The 15,598-nt window shown below is 70.7% G+C and carries 14 protein-coding genes; 8 read left to right on the forward strand and 6 right to left on the reverse strand.

The window, feature by feature from the left end; all coding sequences use genetic code 11:
- Positions 1-7 precede the first annotated feature (7 nt).
- The 7 genes from ABD810_RS12070 (at position 8) to ABD810_RS12100 (ending at position 8,196) form a co-directional block, all read left to right on the forward strand.
- Positions 8-1,057, forward strand: coding sequence for an RNA polymerase subunit sigma-70 (locus tag ABD810_RS12070; protein ID WP_344938026.1), 1,050 nt, complete (start codon positions 8-10; stop codon positions 1,055-1,057).
- Positions 1,054-1,566, forward strand: coding sequence for a hypothetical protein (locus ABD810_RS12075; RefSeq protein WP_344938028.1), 513 nt, complete (start codon positions 1,054-1,056; stop codon positions 1,564-1,566). The genes ABD810_RS12070 and ABD810_RS12075 overlap by 4 nt, the downstream gene beginning before the upstream one ends.
- Complete coding sequence (locus tag ABD810_RS12080) at positions 1,559-2,692, forward strand: serine hydrolase domain-containing protein (RefSeq protein WP_344938030.1); 1,134 nt, start codon at positions 1,559-1,561, stop codon at positions 2,690-2,692. The genes ABD810_RS12075 and ABD810_RS12080 overlap by 8 nt, the downstream gene beginning before the upstream one ends.
- Positions 2,693-2,780: 88 nt before the next feature.
- Positions 2,781-3,842: a hypothetical protein gene (locus ABD810_RS12085; RefSeq protein WP_344938033.1), complete on the forward strand. Its 1,062-nt coding sequence runs from the start codon at positions 2,781-2,783 to the stop codon at positions 3,840-3,842.
- A 250-nt stretch (positions 3,843-4,092) separates the two neighbouring features.
- Positions 4,093-5,493 carry a cytochrome P450 gene (locus tag ABD810_RS12090; protein ID WP_344938035.1) on the forward strand — a complete coding sequence of 467 codons (1,401 nt, stop codon included), beginning with the start codon at positions 4,093-4,095 and terminating at the stop codon, positions 5,491-5,493.
- A 160-nt stretch (positions 5,494-5,653) separates the two neighbouring features.
- The gene (locus ABD810_RS12095) at positions 5,654-7,633 is read left to right on the forward strand and encodes a hypothetical protein (protein ID WP_344938036.1); all 1,980 of its coding nucleotides are present in this window, start codon (positions 5,654-5,656) and stop codon (positions 7,631-7,633) included.
- 140 nt (positions 7,634-7,773) lie between these two features.
- Positions 7,774-8,196: a hypothetical protein gene (locus ABD810_RS12100; RefSeq protein WP_344938037.1), complete on the forward strand. Its 423-nt coding sequence runs from the start codon at positions 7,774-7,776 to the stop codon at positions 8,194-8,196.
- A 92-nt stretch (positions 8,197-8,288) separates the two neighbouring features.
- Here the strand turns inward: ABD810_RS12100 and kal are convergent, their stop codons facing one another.
- The 5 genes from kal to ABD810_RS12125 all read right to left on the reverse strand — a co-directional run bounded on the left by kal (position 8,289) and on the right by ABD810_RS12125 (position 12,452).
- Positions 8,289-8,702, reverse strand: coding sequence for a 3-aminobutyryl-CoA ammonia lyase (gene kal, locus ABD810_RS12105; protein ID WP_344938039.1), 414 nt, complete (start codon positions 8,700-8,702; stop codon positions 8,289-8,291).
- Entirely contained in the window at positions 8,695-9,480 is a 786-nt protein-coding gene (kamE, locus tag ABD810_RS12110; protein WP_344938041.1) for a lysine 5,6-aminomutase subunit beta, read from the reverse strand. Before kamE ends, kal begins: the two co-directional genes overlap by 8 nt.
- A gap of 115 nt (positions 9,481-9,595) precedes the next feature.
- Positions 9,596-11,131 carry a lysine 5,6-aminomutase subunit alpha gene (gene kamD / locus ABD810_RS12115; protein ID WP_344938043.1) on the reverse strand — a complete coding sequence of 512 codons (1,536 nt, stop codon included), beginning with the start codon at positions 11,129-11,131 and terminating at the stop codon, positions 9,596-9,598.
- Entirely contained in the window at positions 11,128-12,267 is a 1,140-nt protein-coding gene (kdd, locus tag ABD810_RS12120) for an L-erythro-3,5-diaminohexanoate dehydrogenase (protein WP_344938045.1), read from the reverse strand. Before kdd ends, kamD begins: the two co-directional genes overlap by 4 nt.
- A complete protein-coding gene (locus ABD810_RS12125) occupies positions 12,264-12,452 on the reverse strand; it encodes a hypothetical protein (RefSeq protein WP_344938047.1) in 189 nt (62 codons plus the stop codon). Before ABD810_RS12125 ends, kdd begins: the two co-directional genes overlap by 4 nt.
- 90 nt (positions 12,453-12,542) lie before the next feature.
- On the opposite strand from ABD810_RS12125, the gene ABD810_RS12130 reads away from it, so the two are divergent.
- Entirely contained in the window at positions 12,543-13,364 is an 822-nt protein-coding gene (locus ABD810_RS12130) for a beta-keto acid cleavage family enzyme (RefSeq protein ID WP_344938049.1), read from the forward strand.
- Positions 13,365-13,439: 75 nt separating this feature from the next.
- Here ABD810_RS12130 and ABD810_RS12135 read toward each other — a convergent pair whose 3' ends face one another.
- Positions 13,440-15,479, reverse strand: coding sequence for a S9 family peptidase (locus ABD810_RS12135; protein ID WP_344938051.1), 2,040 nt, complete (start codon positions 15,477-15,479; stop codon positions 13,440-13,442).
- Between the last annotated feature and the right edge of the window lie 119 nt (positions 15,480-15,598).

Genomic DNA, 15,598 nt, shown 5'->3' on the forward strand with positions numbered 1-15,598 from the left:
ATGGATCATGGGCATGGTTGAGACCGGGCCGACCCGTGCGGAAGACGGCGCGGTCGTGGCCGCGGCGCTGGCGGGTGACGAGCCGGCGTTCGAGGTGCTCGTCGGGAACCACCGGCGGGAGCTGCAGGTGCATTGCTACCGGATGCTCGGCTCGTTCGAGGACGCGGAGGATCTGGTCCAGGAGACGTTCCTGCGCGCGTGGCGCCGGCGCGAGACCTTCCAGGGCCGCTCCACGTTCCGCGCGTGGCTGTACCGGATCGCCACGAACGCGTGCCTGGACCACCTGGAGCGCCATCCGCGCCGGCCGGGCCCGCGTCCGGAGCCGGTGCTGGCGGATCCCGGCACGCCGCCGCCGGCGTATTCGGCCGGAGTCCTGTGGTTGCAGCCGTATCCCGACCGCCTGCTGGAGCCCGTCGCGCACAGGGACGCGGAGCCGGACTCCACGGTCGTCGCCAAGGAGACGATCGAGCTGGCCTTCCTCGCGGCGATCCAGCACCTGCCGCCCAGGCAACGGGCGGTGCTGATCCTGCGCGACGTGCTCGGCTGGTCGGCCAAGGAGACCGCCGCGCTGCTGGAGACCAGCGTCACCGCGGTGAAGAGCGCGTTGCAGCGGGCCAGGCCGGCGCTGAGGGAGCACCTGCCCCCGCGGCGGTCGGAGTGGGCGCCGTCCAAGGACCCGACGCAGGAGGAGCGCGCGGTGCTGCAGCGCTACATCGACGCCATCGAACAGGCCGATCCCGCCCTGCTCGCGACGTTGCTGCGCGAGGACGCCTGGCAGACGATGCCGCCGCGGCCGTTCTGGATCCTGGGCGGCAAGGCGATCGTCGAGGCGTGGAGAGGGGCCATGGTCGGCCCCGAAGCGTGGGGCGACTGGCGGGTCCTGCCCGTCTACGCGAACCGGCAGCCGGCGGCCGCCGCGTATCTCCGGCGGCCGGGCGAGCAGGTTTTCAGCCCTTCCTGGCTCGGCGTCCTGCGGGTCGAGGACGGTGTGATCACCCAGATCACGACCTTCGGCGGCGACCTGTTCCCCCTCTTCGATCTTCCGCCGACGCTGTGACGGACGAGGACCTGGTCCCGCTGTCCTTCCTCGATCTGCGGCTTCCGCCCTCCTTCGAGCTTCGGGGGGTGATCGTCGAACCCGGGCGGGAACGGGTCTACGACGAGACCGAGTGGCGCGACGCGATCGTCATGGTCGAGCGCGGGCGGATCGAGCTGGTCTGCTCGGACGGTCATCGCCATGGGTTCGGCCGCGGGCATGTCCTGTGGCTGCACGGGCTCCCCGTCCGCGTGCTGTTCAACCCGGGGCGGGAGCCGGCCGTGCTCGTCGCCATCTCCCGGCGCGCCGCCGAACCCGACGGACGCGCCGCCGAACCCGACGAACGCGCCGCCGAACCCGACGAACGCGCCGCCGAACCCGGCAGAAGCGCCGCCGGACCAGAAGGAACCATCACGCCCGAGAAATCCGTACGAGCGGCGATTCCTATTCAGCCGTCCTGCCGTCACATAGGCGAGCACGTCACCGACGACGTGCCACCGTCGGCAGAAGAAGGAAATGATCATGAGTGACATCCAGAAGCAGGTCCAGGCGACGATCGACGAGTTGGTGGAGTCCGGGGCCGAGACCGGGGTGCAGGTGGCCGTGTACCGCCGTGGTGAGCTGATGGTGGACGCCGTGGCGGGCGTGGCGGACCCGGCCACCGGTCGTCCGGTCACCTCGGACACGCTGATCTACAGCACGTCGACCGGCAAGGGTGTGACGGCCACCGTGGTGCACGTGCTCGCCGAGCGCGGCGTCCTCGACTACGACACCCCCATCGTGGAGCTGTGGCCGGAGTTCGGCGCCCACGGCAAGCAGGCCGCGACCGTACGGCACGCGCTGACGCACGCGACCGGCGTCCCGGGCCTGCCTGCCGACACCACGCCCGAGGACCTGTGCGACTGGGAGAAGATGTGCGCGGCGGTCGCCGACGCCAAGCCGTGGTGGGAGCCGGGCACCAAGACGGGGTACCACTCCCAGTCGTTCGGCTACATCATCGGCGAGATCGTCCGCCGCGCCACCGGCCTGCCGATCTCGCAGGTGCTCCGGGAGGAGGTGGCCGGCCCGCTGGGGGTGGCCGACGAGCTGTTCTTCGGGGTTCCCGAGGCTCATCTGGGCAGGATCGCCCGGCTGGAGGAGAAGGGAGACGCCCCCGAGATGCCGGTGGAGATGCTCCAGCAGATCCCGTTCTTCAGGGTCGTCAACGGGTACACGGCCGCTCCGATGGCCGCGCTTCCCGACGCCGCGTTCGGCAACCGCGCCGACGTGCTGGGCTCCGACATCCCCGCGGGCGGCACCATGTCCGCCCGTGCGGTGGCGCGCATGTACGCCGCGCTGCTCGGCGCGGTCGACGGCGTCCGGCTGGTCTCCCCGGAACGGCTGCGCGAGGTCAGCGCTGTGGCCATCTCCGGGGTCGACGAGGTCTTCGGTGCTCCGTGCGAGCGGGGGCTCGGGTACAACGTCGGCCTCCCCTCGCCGTACGTGCCCGACTCTCCTACCGTGTTCGGGATGGCGGGCAGCGGCGGGACCTCCGCGTACGCGGACACCGCTACGGGGATCACCTTCGCGTTGACCAAGAACAGGGTGACCGGCGGGGACTTCAGCACCGTCGAGCACGTCGACAAGGTCGTCGCGAAGGCGATCATCGGAGACTAGCGGCCCTGCCGGGGTGGGGTCGGCGGCGTTAACAAGCGACTTACCGGGCTTCTGTCACCATCCGGTCATGTCAGAGGGAGCGGCGGGCGTGCGGAGAAAGGCGTGGCTGATCGCGCTGCCGGGACAGGTCGCGGTCGTCGGACTGGTCATCAGCCTGCTCGATCACTTCGCGCTGCGGTCGGCCACGCAGCACGTCCGGCGGAGCGTGGACGACCTCGGGGCGCCCGGGGACACGCCGATCCCCGGGGACGCGCGGGCCGAGTTGGAGCGGTACGGGGAGATCGCCTCGGCCGTGGCCCGCCCGGTCATGCTCCTGCTGGTCATCCCCATGGTGGCCCTGGCGCTCGTGGCGGTCCTGCTGTGGCGCGGGTCGCCCCGGGCCACGGGCGCCGGTCTGGTCACCATGGGGCTGCTCACGCCGCCGTACCTCGCCTGCCTGGTCGGGGTGTTCTTCACCGATCTGGCATACGGCCTCCAATCCGTTTCCCAGGTAACCGTCGACCCCGTCAGGTCGCCCATCCCCGACTGGTACGTCCCGGCCCGCGCCGCGGTACTGGGCGCGGCGGCCATGGCGTACCTGACGGGGCTCTTCCTGCTGACCAGACCCGCGGCGACGAACTGGCGCACGATGCCGGCCCGCGGCACGGTCCCGTTGCTCATGGCTCACCTGCCGCTGGTCCGCGTGAACGTCACGGTGCTCACCTTCGTCGCGCTCGGCCAGGCGGGCCCGATCGCCCGTGAGCAGGTTCGGGCCGCTCCCCCGGACCACTACGCGGGTGTGGGCGAGATGTATCTGGAGCAGGCGACGCGGATCGCCGGACATTACGCCGTGGCGCTCGCCGCCGCGGGAGCGATCGCGCTGGTGCTGGCCGCGATCGCCTGGCGCGCCGGAGCCTCCGCCCGCCTGCTGGTCGTGATGGGAGTGGCCGGCATTCCGTTCATGTTCCTGCTGCTGCTGGTGTCGGCGGGCACACCGTTCATGTTCAGCGGGGCCGGGGACGAGCCGGTACCCGAGGTGCTCGGCTCCGGGCCGTCCTGGTACCTCCCCGCGATCCTCACCCAGACCTCCCTCGGCGCCCTGGCCTACATCGCCTGCGTCGTACTGCTGGTCAGAACCGCCGGGACGGGACCCGCGGACACGGCCGCATAACACTCGGGCGATAAATACGGCCATAACGGGATAAGTCATGACCGAAATCTGATTGACCAGGTCTTCTGGTCGCCCTCTGTAACGCCACCGCAGCGATGTGTCCGAAAAGTTTTGGTTTTCGTACCAGAGCAGTGATGGAAACGGACCATTTTGTGATCCAGGCCTGCACCAGGGACGCGACCGCACTTACCGAAGCGGACGTCCCACGGCGGAGCGGCCCTGGAACCAAGAGAGGTAGTGCATCTCCTTGATGCCTGACGCGTGGACCGCATCACCCTACGTACCGCTGTCGTCCATATCCGTCGAACCACTGCTCGGCGGGGACTACGACTCCGATCCCGGCCTTGTGTACAAACGGCTGCGCACCAAGTACGGGCCGGTGGCACCGGTCGACCTGCTGGGGGTGCCGGTCTGGCTGGTCCTCGGATACACCGAAGTGCTGCAGGTCCTCCAGAACCAGGGCGGCATCTGGAACAAGCACCTGAGGTACTGGCGGGCGAGAGCGGAGGGACGGATCTCACCCGCCTGGCCGCTGACCCCCATCTTCGAGTCCGATAACTCGGCGTTCCATGACGGGGCACAGCTACGCCGGCTGCGCCACGCGTGGACGGCGGGGCTCGCGCCGTTCCAGGACCCCACCCGGCCCCAGGCCCAGGCGCTGGAACGTGCCATCGAGCAGTACGCCGACGACCTCATCACCCTGCTGGCGGAGGGCGGCGGGAACGGCTGGGCCGATCTCTCCGCCCAGTACGCACGGCCGCTCCCTCTGATGGTCTCCAACCGTCTCCTCGGCTTCGAGAGCATCCAGGGCGACGACGTGCTCATGGACGTGTGGCGGGTGCTGGACGCCGGTCCCGACGCGACGGCGGCATCGCAGCGGCTGATCGCCGCCGTTACCGACCTGGCGCTCACCAAGATGCGCCACCCAGGGGACGATCTCCCCTCCTACATGCTCGCGGCCGTTCCCGGCCTCTCCGTCGAGGAGCTGTCCCGCGAGATCCTCATGCTTCCGGGGCTCATCGGCGACTTCACCGGAAGCCTGATCTGCAACACCCTCGTCGAGGTGATGGGCAATCCCGACGCGCGGGCGACCCTGTCGCAGGGGATCGAGGAGGTGGTGAACCGCGTCGCGCTGGCCAACTCACCGATGGCCAACCTCACCTTCCGTTTCCCCGCGGTCGACGTGCAGCTGGGCCGCTTCGTCATCGCCGCGGGCGATCCTGTGATGCTCTCCATCGCCGGCGCCCATGCCGATCCGCAGTTCGGAGGCGCGCTCGACCCGCAGGCCATGCGCAGTACACGTGCCCACCTGGCATGGGGCGCTGGACCGCACAGCTGCCTGGGCCGGCAACTGGCCATGCGCGTCACCACGATCGCCGTGAGCCGGCTGTTCGAGCGGTTCTCGCGGGTGCGCCTCGCCATGCCGCCCGACCAACTGCCGTGGCGCTCGTCCCCGATGGCGCGCACCCTGCGGTCCCTGCCGGTCCAGTTCGAGCTCGCGGAGTACTACGCGCCGGCCGGGCACACCGGGTTCGGGACCGTGAGCTCGCCCGAACCCATGCCACCGGTCATGGCGGTGCCGGCCGTGCGGCAGGAGCCGCCCCGCTCCGCACTGTGGCGTTTCCTGCGAGGGCTGCGACGGGAGCGTTAGCGGACCCGGTGCCGAAAGGGAGAACCGGGTGCTCTGCGCTGTTTTATTGCGATTTGGCCACTTTCCCCAAGGGTCTCGTTAAAAGTGCCACCTTCGACGGAGAAATACGGACCCGGGAGGGCATGTGCGCTTACCTCGAGCGTTCTCAATCTTGACCCTGATGGCCTTGATGATCACGGGCTCGGCCGTGCCCGCCGTCGCCGCGCCGGCCACGCCCACCCCATCCGGTGCCCCATCGGCTTCCGGATGCGATCCGATCGCCGGAGCCGAGTGCCTGCTGCCCTTCCCGAACAACTGGTTCACGACCGGCGCCCGCACACCCACAGGGCTCCGGCTGAACCTGACCAGCGCGATGACGCCCGCGAACGCCGCGGGCAAGTCCATCGACCCGGCGGCGTGGAACCGTTCCGATGGATTCTCCCCCGGCTCGATGCTGCTCGCCCACGTTCCCGGAGTCGACCTCACCGCGACCGGAGCCGCTCCGGTGACCGACATCGGGAGTTCCCTGAAGCGGGACGCCCCGATCGTGATCGTCGACACCCGGACCGGCGAGCGCTGGCCGTACTGGGCGGAACTCGACGCGAACGCCACCGACCCCGCGCGGCAGGCCCTGATCATCCGGCCCGCGCGGAACTTCCTGGAAGGTCACCGTTACGCGGTCGCGCTCAGGAACCTCAAGGACGCCTCTGGATCCCCGATCGCGGCGCCCGACACGTTCACCCGCCTCGCCGGAGCCGACCTCCCCGGCGGCGACCCGCTGGCCGCGCGGCAGACCGCGCTGCGCCGGACCCTTCAGGACCTCTCCCGTGCCGGGGTGAGCGGCAGGAAACTCTATCTGGCCTGGGACTTCACGGTGGCGAGCGAGCAGGGTCTCGCCGGACCCGTGCTGCGGATGCGGGACGAGGCGCTCGGCCGCCTGCGTGGCAGGTCACCGGAGTTCACCGTCACATCGGTCGCCGACTTCACCCCTGAGCAGGACGCCAACATCGCGCGCGAGGTCAAGGGCGAGTTCCTGGTGCCCAACTACCTGAACCTGCCCGGCGGTCCGCCCGGTGCGGTGCTGAACCGCGACGCGTACGGCAGGCCGAAGCAGTTGGGTGACAACGTCCGCGCCGGGTTCCAGTGCGAGATCCCTCGCGCCGCGTTCACCAGGCCCGCGCGCCCGTCCCTGTACGGGCACGGCCTGCTCGGCAGGGCCACGGAGGTCCGGGCCTCGAACGTCAGGGCCATGGCGGGCGAGCACGGCTTCCTGTTCTGCGCCACCAAGTGGATCGGCATGGCCGAGGAGGACATCCCGAACGTGGTCGGGGTGTTCGCCGACTTCTCGCGCTTCGACAGCGTGGCCGACCGGCTCCAGCAGAGCCTGCTCAACTTCGTCTTCCTGGGCCGCACGATGATCGCCAGGGACGGGCTGGCGAGCGACGAGGCGTTCCAGGACGGCGAGGGGCGCTCGCTGATCGACCGGCGCGCGGACCTCGCGTACGACGGCAACAGCCAGGGGGCCATCGCGGGCGGCGCGCTGGTGGCCGTCTCGCCCGATGTGCGCTGGGGGGTGCTGGGAGTGCCCGGCATGAACTACAGCACGCTGCTCAACCGCAGCGTCGACTTCCAGCCCTTCCAGCAGGTCATGGACGGGTACTACCCCGACAAGCTGGACCAGCAGCTCTGCTTCGCGTTGATCCAGATCCTGTGGGACCGGGCCGAGACCAACGGGTACGCCCAGCACCTGGGCGACGACCCGCTTCCCGGCGCGCCGCGCCACCGCATCCTGCTGCACGTGGCGTTCGGGGACCACCAGGTGTCGACGGTCACGGCCGAGGTCGAGGCGCGGACGATCGGCGCCCGCATCCACCAGCCCGCGATCGCGGCGGGCCGCAACCCCGAAGTCGTCCCGTACTGGGGCATCCCGGCGCTGCCGCGCCGGCCGTACCCGGGTTCGGCGCTGGTCGTCTGGGACAGCGGCACGCCCGCTCCCCCGGTGACCAACACGCCCCCGCTGGGCCCGCAGTACGGCACCGACTCCCACGAGGATCCGAGGGCCGACGTGACGGCACGCCGGCAGAAGGCGTACTTCCTGAAGTACGGCCTGGTGGTCGACGTCTGCGACAACCGCCCCTGCACGGCGGAGCACGTCGGCTGAACCCCTCCGGCCCTCGGCGGCTGAACCCTTTCGGCCCATTCGACGGTCTGCTCGGCCAGGACCGCACCGACCAGACGGCTTCGTGTGTGGCATCGCATTAACCCTTGCGATCCTTTAAGGGTTAATGCGATGCTGCGGCCATGGACGCCACGAGCACCCCGGGCGACCACGAGCTCCTGATCGCCGCCAGGCACATCGCCGTCGCACTCGGCTACACCCCCGCCGAGGTCACCGCGCTCGCGGTCGACCTCGGGACGGACGGCCGCCGCGACTGGCCGACCGCCGATCTGCTCCTGTCCGCCCTCGCCCAGCTCGCCTGCCGCGACCCCGATCGACGTGACCTCGTCGGCGCGGTCGAGGCCGGCGAGATCCTCGGCGTCTCCCGTACCCGTGTGCACCAGCTCGCCGAGCGGCCGGACTTCCCCGCGCCCCGCTACGTAGTGGCCGCGGGCAAGCTCTGGGCCCGGTCGGACATCGTCGCCTTCGACTCCCGGTGGAACCGGCGCCCCGGCCGCCCGGCCAAGCAGGGCCCTGGAAGCACGTCCACGCCCGGCGAGCGCTGAGGACCCCGTGCCGCCGATTTCGGCGGCACGGACCGGGTGGAGATCCTGCGGCTCTGCGATCTGCTCGTGTCGACCGGTCGGCTGGTTCCAGCTCAATGCGCGAGATGGGAATGAGTCTCAGATCGCGCAGGAACGACCACGGTGCCCGTAGCGGTGACCGCCGTGATCGGATCGGTGAGGACCTGGGCCGCCGAAGGGGACACGGATGGCGTGGCCCGGCAGACCACGCGGGCCTCGAAGGTCAGGCCCCGGCTGCGGCGGCCCGCGCGGGTCACCGTGGCCGACACCTCGATGACGTCTCCGGCGCGGATCGGCGCGAGGAACTGGACGTCTCCGTACGACGCGAACAGGCCCTCGTCGCCATCGGTGTGAATGCACATCTCGGTGGCGACGTCGCCGAACAGCCCGAGCGCGTACGCCCCGTCGACGAGGTTGCCACCGTAGTGCGCGTGGGAGTAGGGAACGTAGCGGCGGTGTGTGATGGTGCGCCCGACGATGTCACTCACTGGGCCGCCATTCGGGGATCAGGGCGTGGACGATGTAGCCGGCGACTTCGGCGGGGGTGGTGCCCCTGCCGAAGATGCGGTCGACGCCGAGGTCTGAGGGGGTCACGGTGTCGAAGCGGGGGCCGCCGACGATGAGGAGCGGACGGCCGAGCCCGCCGCCGACCGCTGTGGGGTAGGCGTCGGTGAAGGCGCCGGCCATCTGCTTGGTGTTGTGGACGTGGGCGCCCTTCTGGGTGACGACCTGGGAGACGAGCACGACGTCCGCGTTCACGGCCTTGGCGTGGGCGACGAGCACGTCCACCTCGACCTGGGCTCCCAGGTTGTGGACCTCGATCTCCCGGTAGTACTCCAGGCCCTTCTCCCCCGCGAAGCCCTTGACGTTGAGGATGGCGTCGATGCCGACGGTGTGGGCGTCCGTGCCGATGCAGGCGCCGACGACCACCAGCCTGCGCTGAAGGACGGACTTGATGGCGAGGTTGACCTGGCCGGGTGTCAGCAGCGGGTATTCGCGTCCCTCGGGAACGTCGATGCCCGCGTAGTCGATGAGGTGGTTCACCCGCCCGTAGACGATGAAGAAGGTGAACTCCGAGCCCATCGCCTTGGTGTGCACGACGCTGGCCGGGTCAAGACCCATTCCCCTGGCAAGCTGCAACGCCGCCGCCTCGGCACGAGGACCATGCGGCACGGGAAGGGTGAAGGACACCTGGACCATGCCGTCACCGGTGGTGTCCCCGTAGGGCCGGACGATCTGCTTGATCGTCTCCACGTCCGTCGTCACGTGCTCACTCCTCCAAGATCGTCCCGATAGGCGCCAGCGTGAGGAGGGGCCGCCAGGCCCCGGGAAAAGCGGCCCGAGCCGAAGGCGAGGACCATTTCAGGCCTGCGTGGGCCGGTCATGCTTGTTCGAGGAGGTCGGTGGCGGGGTTGTAGTAGGTGTCGGCTTGGCGGACGACGCCTTCCAGGCCCCTGCCTCGGTCGGGAGGGCGGCGGGTGACGCCGAAGGTGCCTTCGGCTATGGCGGTGAGGAGTGAGCTGTCGCAGACGCGGTCGAGGAGGTCCACGGTCTCGGAGAGCACCTGGCGGGCGCGTTCGGCGACGAAGCCGCCGGGGGCGGGGACGAAGTCCTCGTGCAGGGCGCCGACCGCCCGCCGCACGTAGCGGACGTTCTCCAGGGCGAGGTCCCGGTCGGACAGCCAGGGAGTGTGGATGCCCTCGGTCATCATGCCGATGAGCAGGATGGACTGCCCGGTCAGGACCCCGGCCAGGTTGAAGAAGGCGTCCAGCAGGTACCCGGCGAAGATATTGCCCGTCATGTGCTTGGTGGGCGGCATGTACTTCAGCGGCGCGTCGGGAAACAGCTCCCGTACGAGCTGCGCGTGCGCCAGCTCCAACCTGAACGAATCCGGAATATCAGGATTGATCTCGAAAGCATGGCCCAACCCGAGCTGCCAGTCCGCCAGCCCCGCCTCGTGGCCGAACCGCTCGTTGAGCAGCTGCGACGCCACGACCGTGTGCGCCGCGTCCACGGCGTCGGCCGTGGTGAGGTAGTTGTCCTCGCCGGTGTTGATGACGATCCCCGCCCGGGCGTGGACCTGCCGGGAGAACCGCTGGTCCACGAAGGTACGGATCGGGTTGATGTCGCGGAAGATGATCCCGTACATGCAGTCGTTGAGCATCATGTCGAGCCGCTCGAGCCCGGCCAGCGCGGCGATCTCCGGCATGCACAGGCCGCTCGCGTAGTTCGTCAGCCGCACGTACCTGCCGAGCTCGGCGGACACCTCGTCCAGCGCGGCCCGCATCAGCCGGAAGTTCTCCTGCGTGGCGTACGTGCCGGCGTACCCCTGCCTGGTCGCGCCCTCGGGCACGTAGTCCAGCAGGGACTGCCCGGTGGACCTGATCACGGCGATCACGTCGGCGCCCTCCCGCGCCGCCGCCTGCGCCTGCGGGATGTCCTCGTAGATGTCGCCCGTCGCGACGATGAGGTAGATCCAGGGCATGGCCGGGTCGCCGTGCTCGCGCAGGAGCCGCTGACGCTCCGCCCGGTTGTGGTCGATCGTGGCGATGCCGCGCGCGACCGCCGCCCGCGCGTGCTTTCGCGCCAGCGTGGCCCGCGCGCCGGTGGGGACGGCGAACGTGGTCTCCAGCAGGGACAGCGGGTCGCCGAGCTCGATGCCGTGCTCGTTCAGCGCGTGGAAGACGGGAAGCGCGACGCCGTGCTCCAGCCCCGCCTGCTCGCGTACGGCGTCGGTGATGCGGTTCACCCAGGGAGTGCCGTCGGCGTCGGCGCCGGTGACCCCGGCCAGGCGGAGCACCGCCCGCTCGACCGACACCGTGGTGTGGGTCCGTGCCAGCTCGATGACCGGCTCGGCCGCGCGGGCCGCCAGCGCCCGGGCCTTGGACACGACCGCCGGGTCCAGTCCCAGTTTCACGCGTCCCGCCCATCCTGCGCCGGCTCCACGCGTCGTTCCGGTCCGTGTTCCACGCGTCCTCCATCCAGCGCGGGCTCCACGCGTCGCTCGAAGAGACGCCGGACGCCGGGTTCGGCGCGCAGGAGGTCCAGAGCCAGCGCGGCGTGGCCGGGCACGTAGCCGTTGCCCACCAGCATGGTGACGTCGGCGGCCAGCCCTTCGGCGCCCAGCGCGGCGGCGCTGAAGGAGGTGGCCATGGAGAAGAAGACGACGATTCCGCCGTCGCGGGTGGACAGCAGGGCCCCGCCCTCGCATCCGGGCACGTCGACGCAGACGACCGTGACGTCCGCCGGTCCGCCCGCCTGCCGTACGGAGCCGGCGAGGGCGACGGGGTCGCGGGCGTCGGCGATCACCACCGCGTCCGCCAGCCCCGCCTCCTCCAGCAGCGTGGCCTCCGCGGCGTGCGGGACGATCCCGACCAGGTGACGAGCACCTGCCCTGCGCGCCGCCGCCAGCGACAGCGAGCCGCTCTTCCCCGCGGCACCGATCACGGCGACGACCGGGCCGGAACCCTGGCGCGGTCCGGACTCCGCGTGACATGGGACGTACCGGCGGACCACGCGGTCGGTGAGGGCCGGGGCCCCGCACACGTCCATGACCGCGAGGGCGAGCGGGACCGGCAGGTCGTCGGGGAGCACCGCGGCGATCGAGCGGGCGAACAGGATGGCGTGCCCGTCGGCGGGGACCTGCTCCGACAGGCCGTCCCAGCGCGCCAAGCCGTCGGACAGCGCGAGTGGCGTGAGCGTGAGCGAGACCAGGGTCGCGACCCGGTGCCCCGGCTTCAGGCCGAGCGGCGAGGAGGGAGTGACCTCGTCCACGACGCCGACCAGCATGCCTCCCGATCCGGTCACCGGGTTGTGCATCTTGCCGCGCGCACCGACGATCTCCAGCACCTCGGCCCTGATGGCGGCGCCGTCGCCGCCGTGCTTGGCGGAGAGCTGCCGGTAGGAGGCGGCGTCGAGGTTCAGCCGCTCGACCCGGAGGCGTACCTCACCGGGACGCAGGCCGGGTGAGGCATCGAGGCGCAGAGCCGCCTGGGGCAGCACGCCGCTCGGCTCCAGCACGCGGTGCAGGCCGATGGGAGAGGTGTCGATCATGGAGCTTCGGCGATGCCGAGGCCAGTGGAACGAGTGGGGCCGAGGGCCCCCGCGACCGCGGCCGTCACGGTGAGCCGGTCGATGACCCCGCCCGCCGTCGCCTCGGTGGACACGGACGGCGCGGGCGCCGCCGGCCCGGTGAACGCGGTCCAGCCGCCCTCTTCACGGAAAGACAACTTTCGCATCGTTCACCGTCCTCACGAATCTCGTTTCCTGACTGGTCACTCAGGCGAACATCTTGTCCCACCCATGGCTGTCCAGGCAATATCTGCGCCATGACAACCTCGACGCTCATCACGGTCGCCCCGACGGGAGCCGAGGCGGCCAAGGCCGCCAATCCCCAACTCCCGGTGACGCTGGACGAGCTGGTGACGACCGCGAAGCAGTGCGAGGACGCCGGAGCGGCGGTCATCCACGTGCACATCCGCGATGACGACGCCCGGCCGACCCTCGACCTCGCCCGGCTGAGGGACACGGTGACCGCACTGCGCGCCGCGACCTCGCTGGTGATTCAGCTCTCCACCGGCGGCGCGGTGACCGACCCGTACGCCGACCGCCTCAAGGTGCTGGACGCCGGTCCGGACGCGTGCTCGCTGACCTGCGGCACCGTCAACTTCGGCGACGACGTCTTCATGAACCCGTGGCCGTTCATGGCCGAGCTCTACCAGGCGACGCAGAGCCTCGCGATCGTCCCGGAGTTCGAGCTGTTCGACCTCGGCCACATCGCCTCGCTGCACCGGCTGCTGGACCGGTACGGCCCGCCGCACGGCGGGCGGGTGCACTGCGACCTGGTGATGGGCGTGCGGGGCGGGTTCGACGGCGACCTCGCCACGATGGCGGCGGCCGTACGGGCGCTGCCGGAGGGGGCCACCTGGTCGGCGACCGGGATCGGGCGGGCCTCGCTGCCGGTCCTGTTCGGCGCTCTGGCGGCAGGCGGGCACCTGCGGGTCGGCATGGAGGACACCGTGACCTACGCCAAGGGCCGCCCGGTCCGGGACAACGCCGAGCTGGTCGAGCGGGCGGCACGCGCCGCGGAGATCGCCCAACGCCCCCCGATGCCCACCTCTCAGGCCCGCGCCTTCCTCGGCGTCGGCTGAGCTCCGGCGCGGCGCCGGAGCTCGTCCGCCGTATTCCGGCGCCGCACCGGAGCTCGTCCGCCGTATTCCGGCGCCCTACCGGGGCTCGTCCGCCGTCAACGCCTCCAGGATGAAAGCGAAGATCTCGGACTCGTAGGCGAGGTGGGCGTAGCGGCCGGTGGGGCCGCTGTGGGCGCCCTCGTCGACCTCCACGCGGAACAGCACGGCCGAGTCGCCGGTCGCGCGCAGCTTGGCCACCCATTTGGCCGGCTCGTGGACCAGCACGCGCGGATCGTGGACGGCTCCGGTGACCAGCAGCGGCGGGCGCTTCCCCTCGGGCACGTTGTCGTACGGCGAGTAGGCGAGCAGCCAGTCGAAGTCCTCGCGGCGGCGCGGGTCGCCCCACTCCTCCCACTCGTTGACGGTCAGCGGGATGGAGGCGTCCAGCATGGTCGTCACGACGTCCACGAACGGCACCTCGGCGACGACGGCGGCCCAGCGGTCGGGGCGCATCCCGTACACGGCCGCCTGGAGCAGCCCGCCGGCCGACCTGCCACGGGTGGCGATGCCGGAGACGCGGCCGTCGGCGAGCCAGTCCGCGACGTCGATGTAGTCGTGGAAGCTGCTGGTCTTGGCGCCGTATCGTCCCTGGAACCACCAGTGGCGGCCCATCTGGCCACCGCCGCGGATGTGCGCCTCGGCGAACACGACGCCCCGGTCGAGCAGCACCGACAGGGCCGTGTCGAAGGCGGGGTCGTCCGTGGCCTCGTAGGCGCCGTACCCGTGGAGCAGGCAAGGAGCCGAGCCGTCCAGCGCCACGTCCGCCCGGCGGGCGATCGTCACGGGAACCCGGACGCCGTCGCGTGCGGTGACCCAGTGCCGCTCGCTGACGTAGTCCGAGGGGTCGTAGCCCGGCACCTCGGCCACCTTGACGAGCGTCCGCTCGCCGGTGTCCAGGTCGAGGGAGTACCAGCGGGTCGGCTCGGTGTACGAGCCGGTCTCGATGGTGATCGACCGGGTGTCGTAGACCTCGTTGCGCACGTGCGCGAGCCTGCCCGTGGGCAGCTCCGAACCGACCTCGTACGGCTCGCCGCCGTCGAGGGGCAGGATCCGGAGCAAGGGCTCGCCGCCCCTGCGCAGGCTGACCACGATGTGGTGGGCGAAGCAGTCGGCCGCGTGAACGCGCTCCCCCGGGCCCGGCTCGCCGAGCGGGGTCCACTCGCCGACCGTCCCGGAAGCGTCGAGGGCCGCGGTGACCGTACGGAACTCGGGGTGCGCGTCGTCGGTCACGATCACCAGGCGGTTCGCGGTGGCGTCGTGGTCGACGCGGTACTCGCGGCCGGGACGGCGGCCCGCGACCGAGCGCGGCTCGGCGCCGCCCAGCAGCCAGACCTCGGTGGTGTCGCGGCTCGCGGCCGTGACGGTGATCAGCTCGCCGGACCGGGTGGCGCGCACCGTGAGCTCGAAGCGCCGGTCGTCCTCACGGAGCACCAGCGTGTCGCCTTCCCCGCCGCCGGGATCGGTGGCGCCGAGGACGTGGCGGCGCACCTCGTGCGGGCGGTAGGCGGCGTCCACGACGGTGTAGAAGAACTCGCGGGAGTCGGCCGACCAGGCTCCGGTGTAGTAGGTGCCCGGCACCCGGCCGGGGAGGTCCTCACCTGTGGTCAGGTCGCGGAAGCGCAGCTCGTAGACCTCGTCGCCGGTGGTGTCGACCGAGTAGGCCAGGTAGCGGTCGCACGGGCTGACCTCGCACACCCCCAGCTCGACGTAGCCGGTGGCCGCCGCGAGAGCGTCGAGATCAAGTACGGAAATCGTGGCTTCCTCTGATTTATCATCCTTTTTACGGCAGAGCTCGCCGAATTCTCTTCCGGAAACGGTGCGGGTGTAGTAGACAAAAGCCCCACGGCGCCAACTGACTGAAGACTCAGTCTCGGGCGTCCGTACAGCCATTTTGCTGACGAGCTCCTGTCGGAGGTGGGCGGTATGGGCCATTTGAGCCTCGTAGTGACCCCGCTCGGCCACGAGGTGCCCGTGCACCGCCTCAGCGTCCCGCATCCAGTCGTAGTCATCGGTCCGATCGACCCCGTGCAGCGAGTGGATCGACGGTCTGCGGGGAGCTGTGGGAGGCGCTGTCATGGCTGGAAGCTAACACTTCGACTGAGCGATCAGTCAATGCCGTTCCGCGCCGCCCGCCACCCGTCTCCACCCGGCTGACGCCCTAGCCTCACCGCCCCGAACCCCCTCTCCACCCACCG

Source organism: Sphaerisporangium flaviroseum (assembly GCF_039537005.1).
Taxonomy (GTDB): domain Bacteria; phylum Actinomycetota; class Actinomycetes; order Streptosporangiales; family Streptosporangiaceae; genus Sphaerisporangium; species Sphaerisporangium flaviroseum.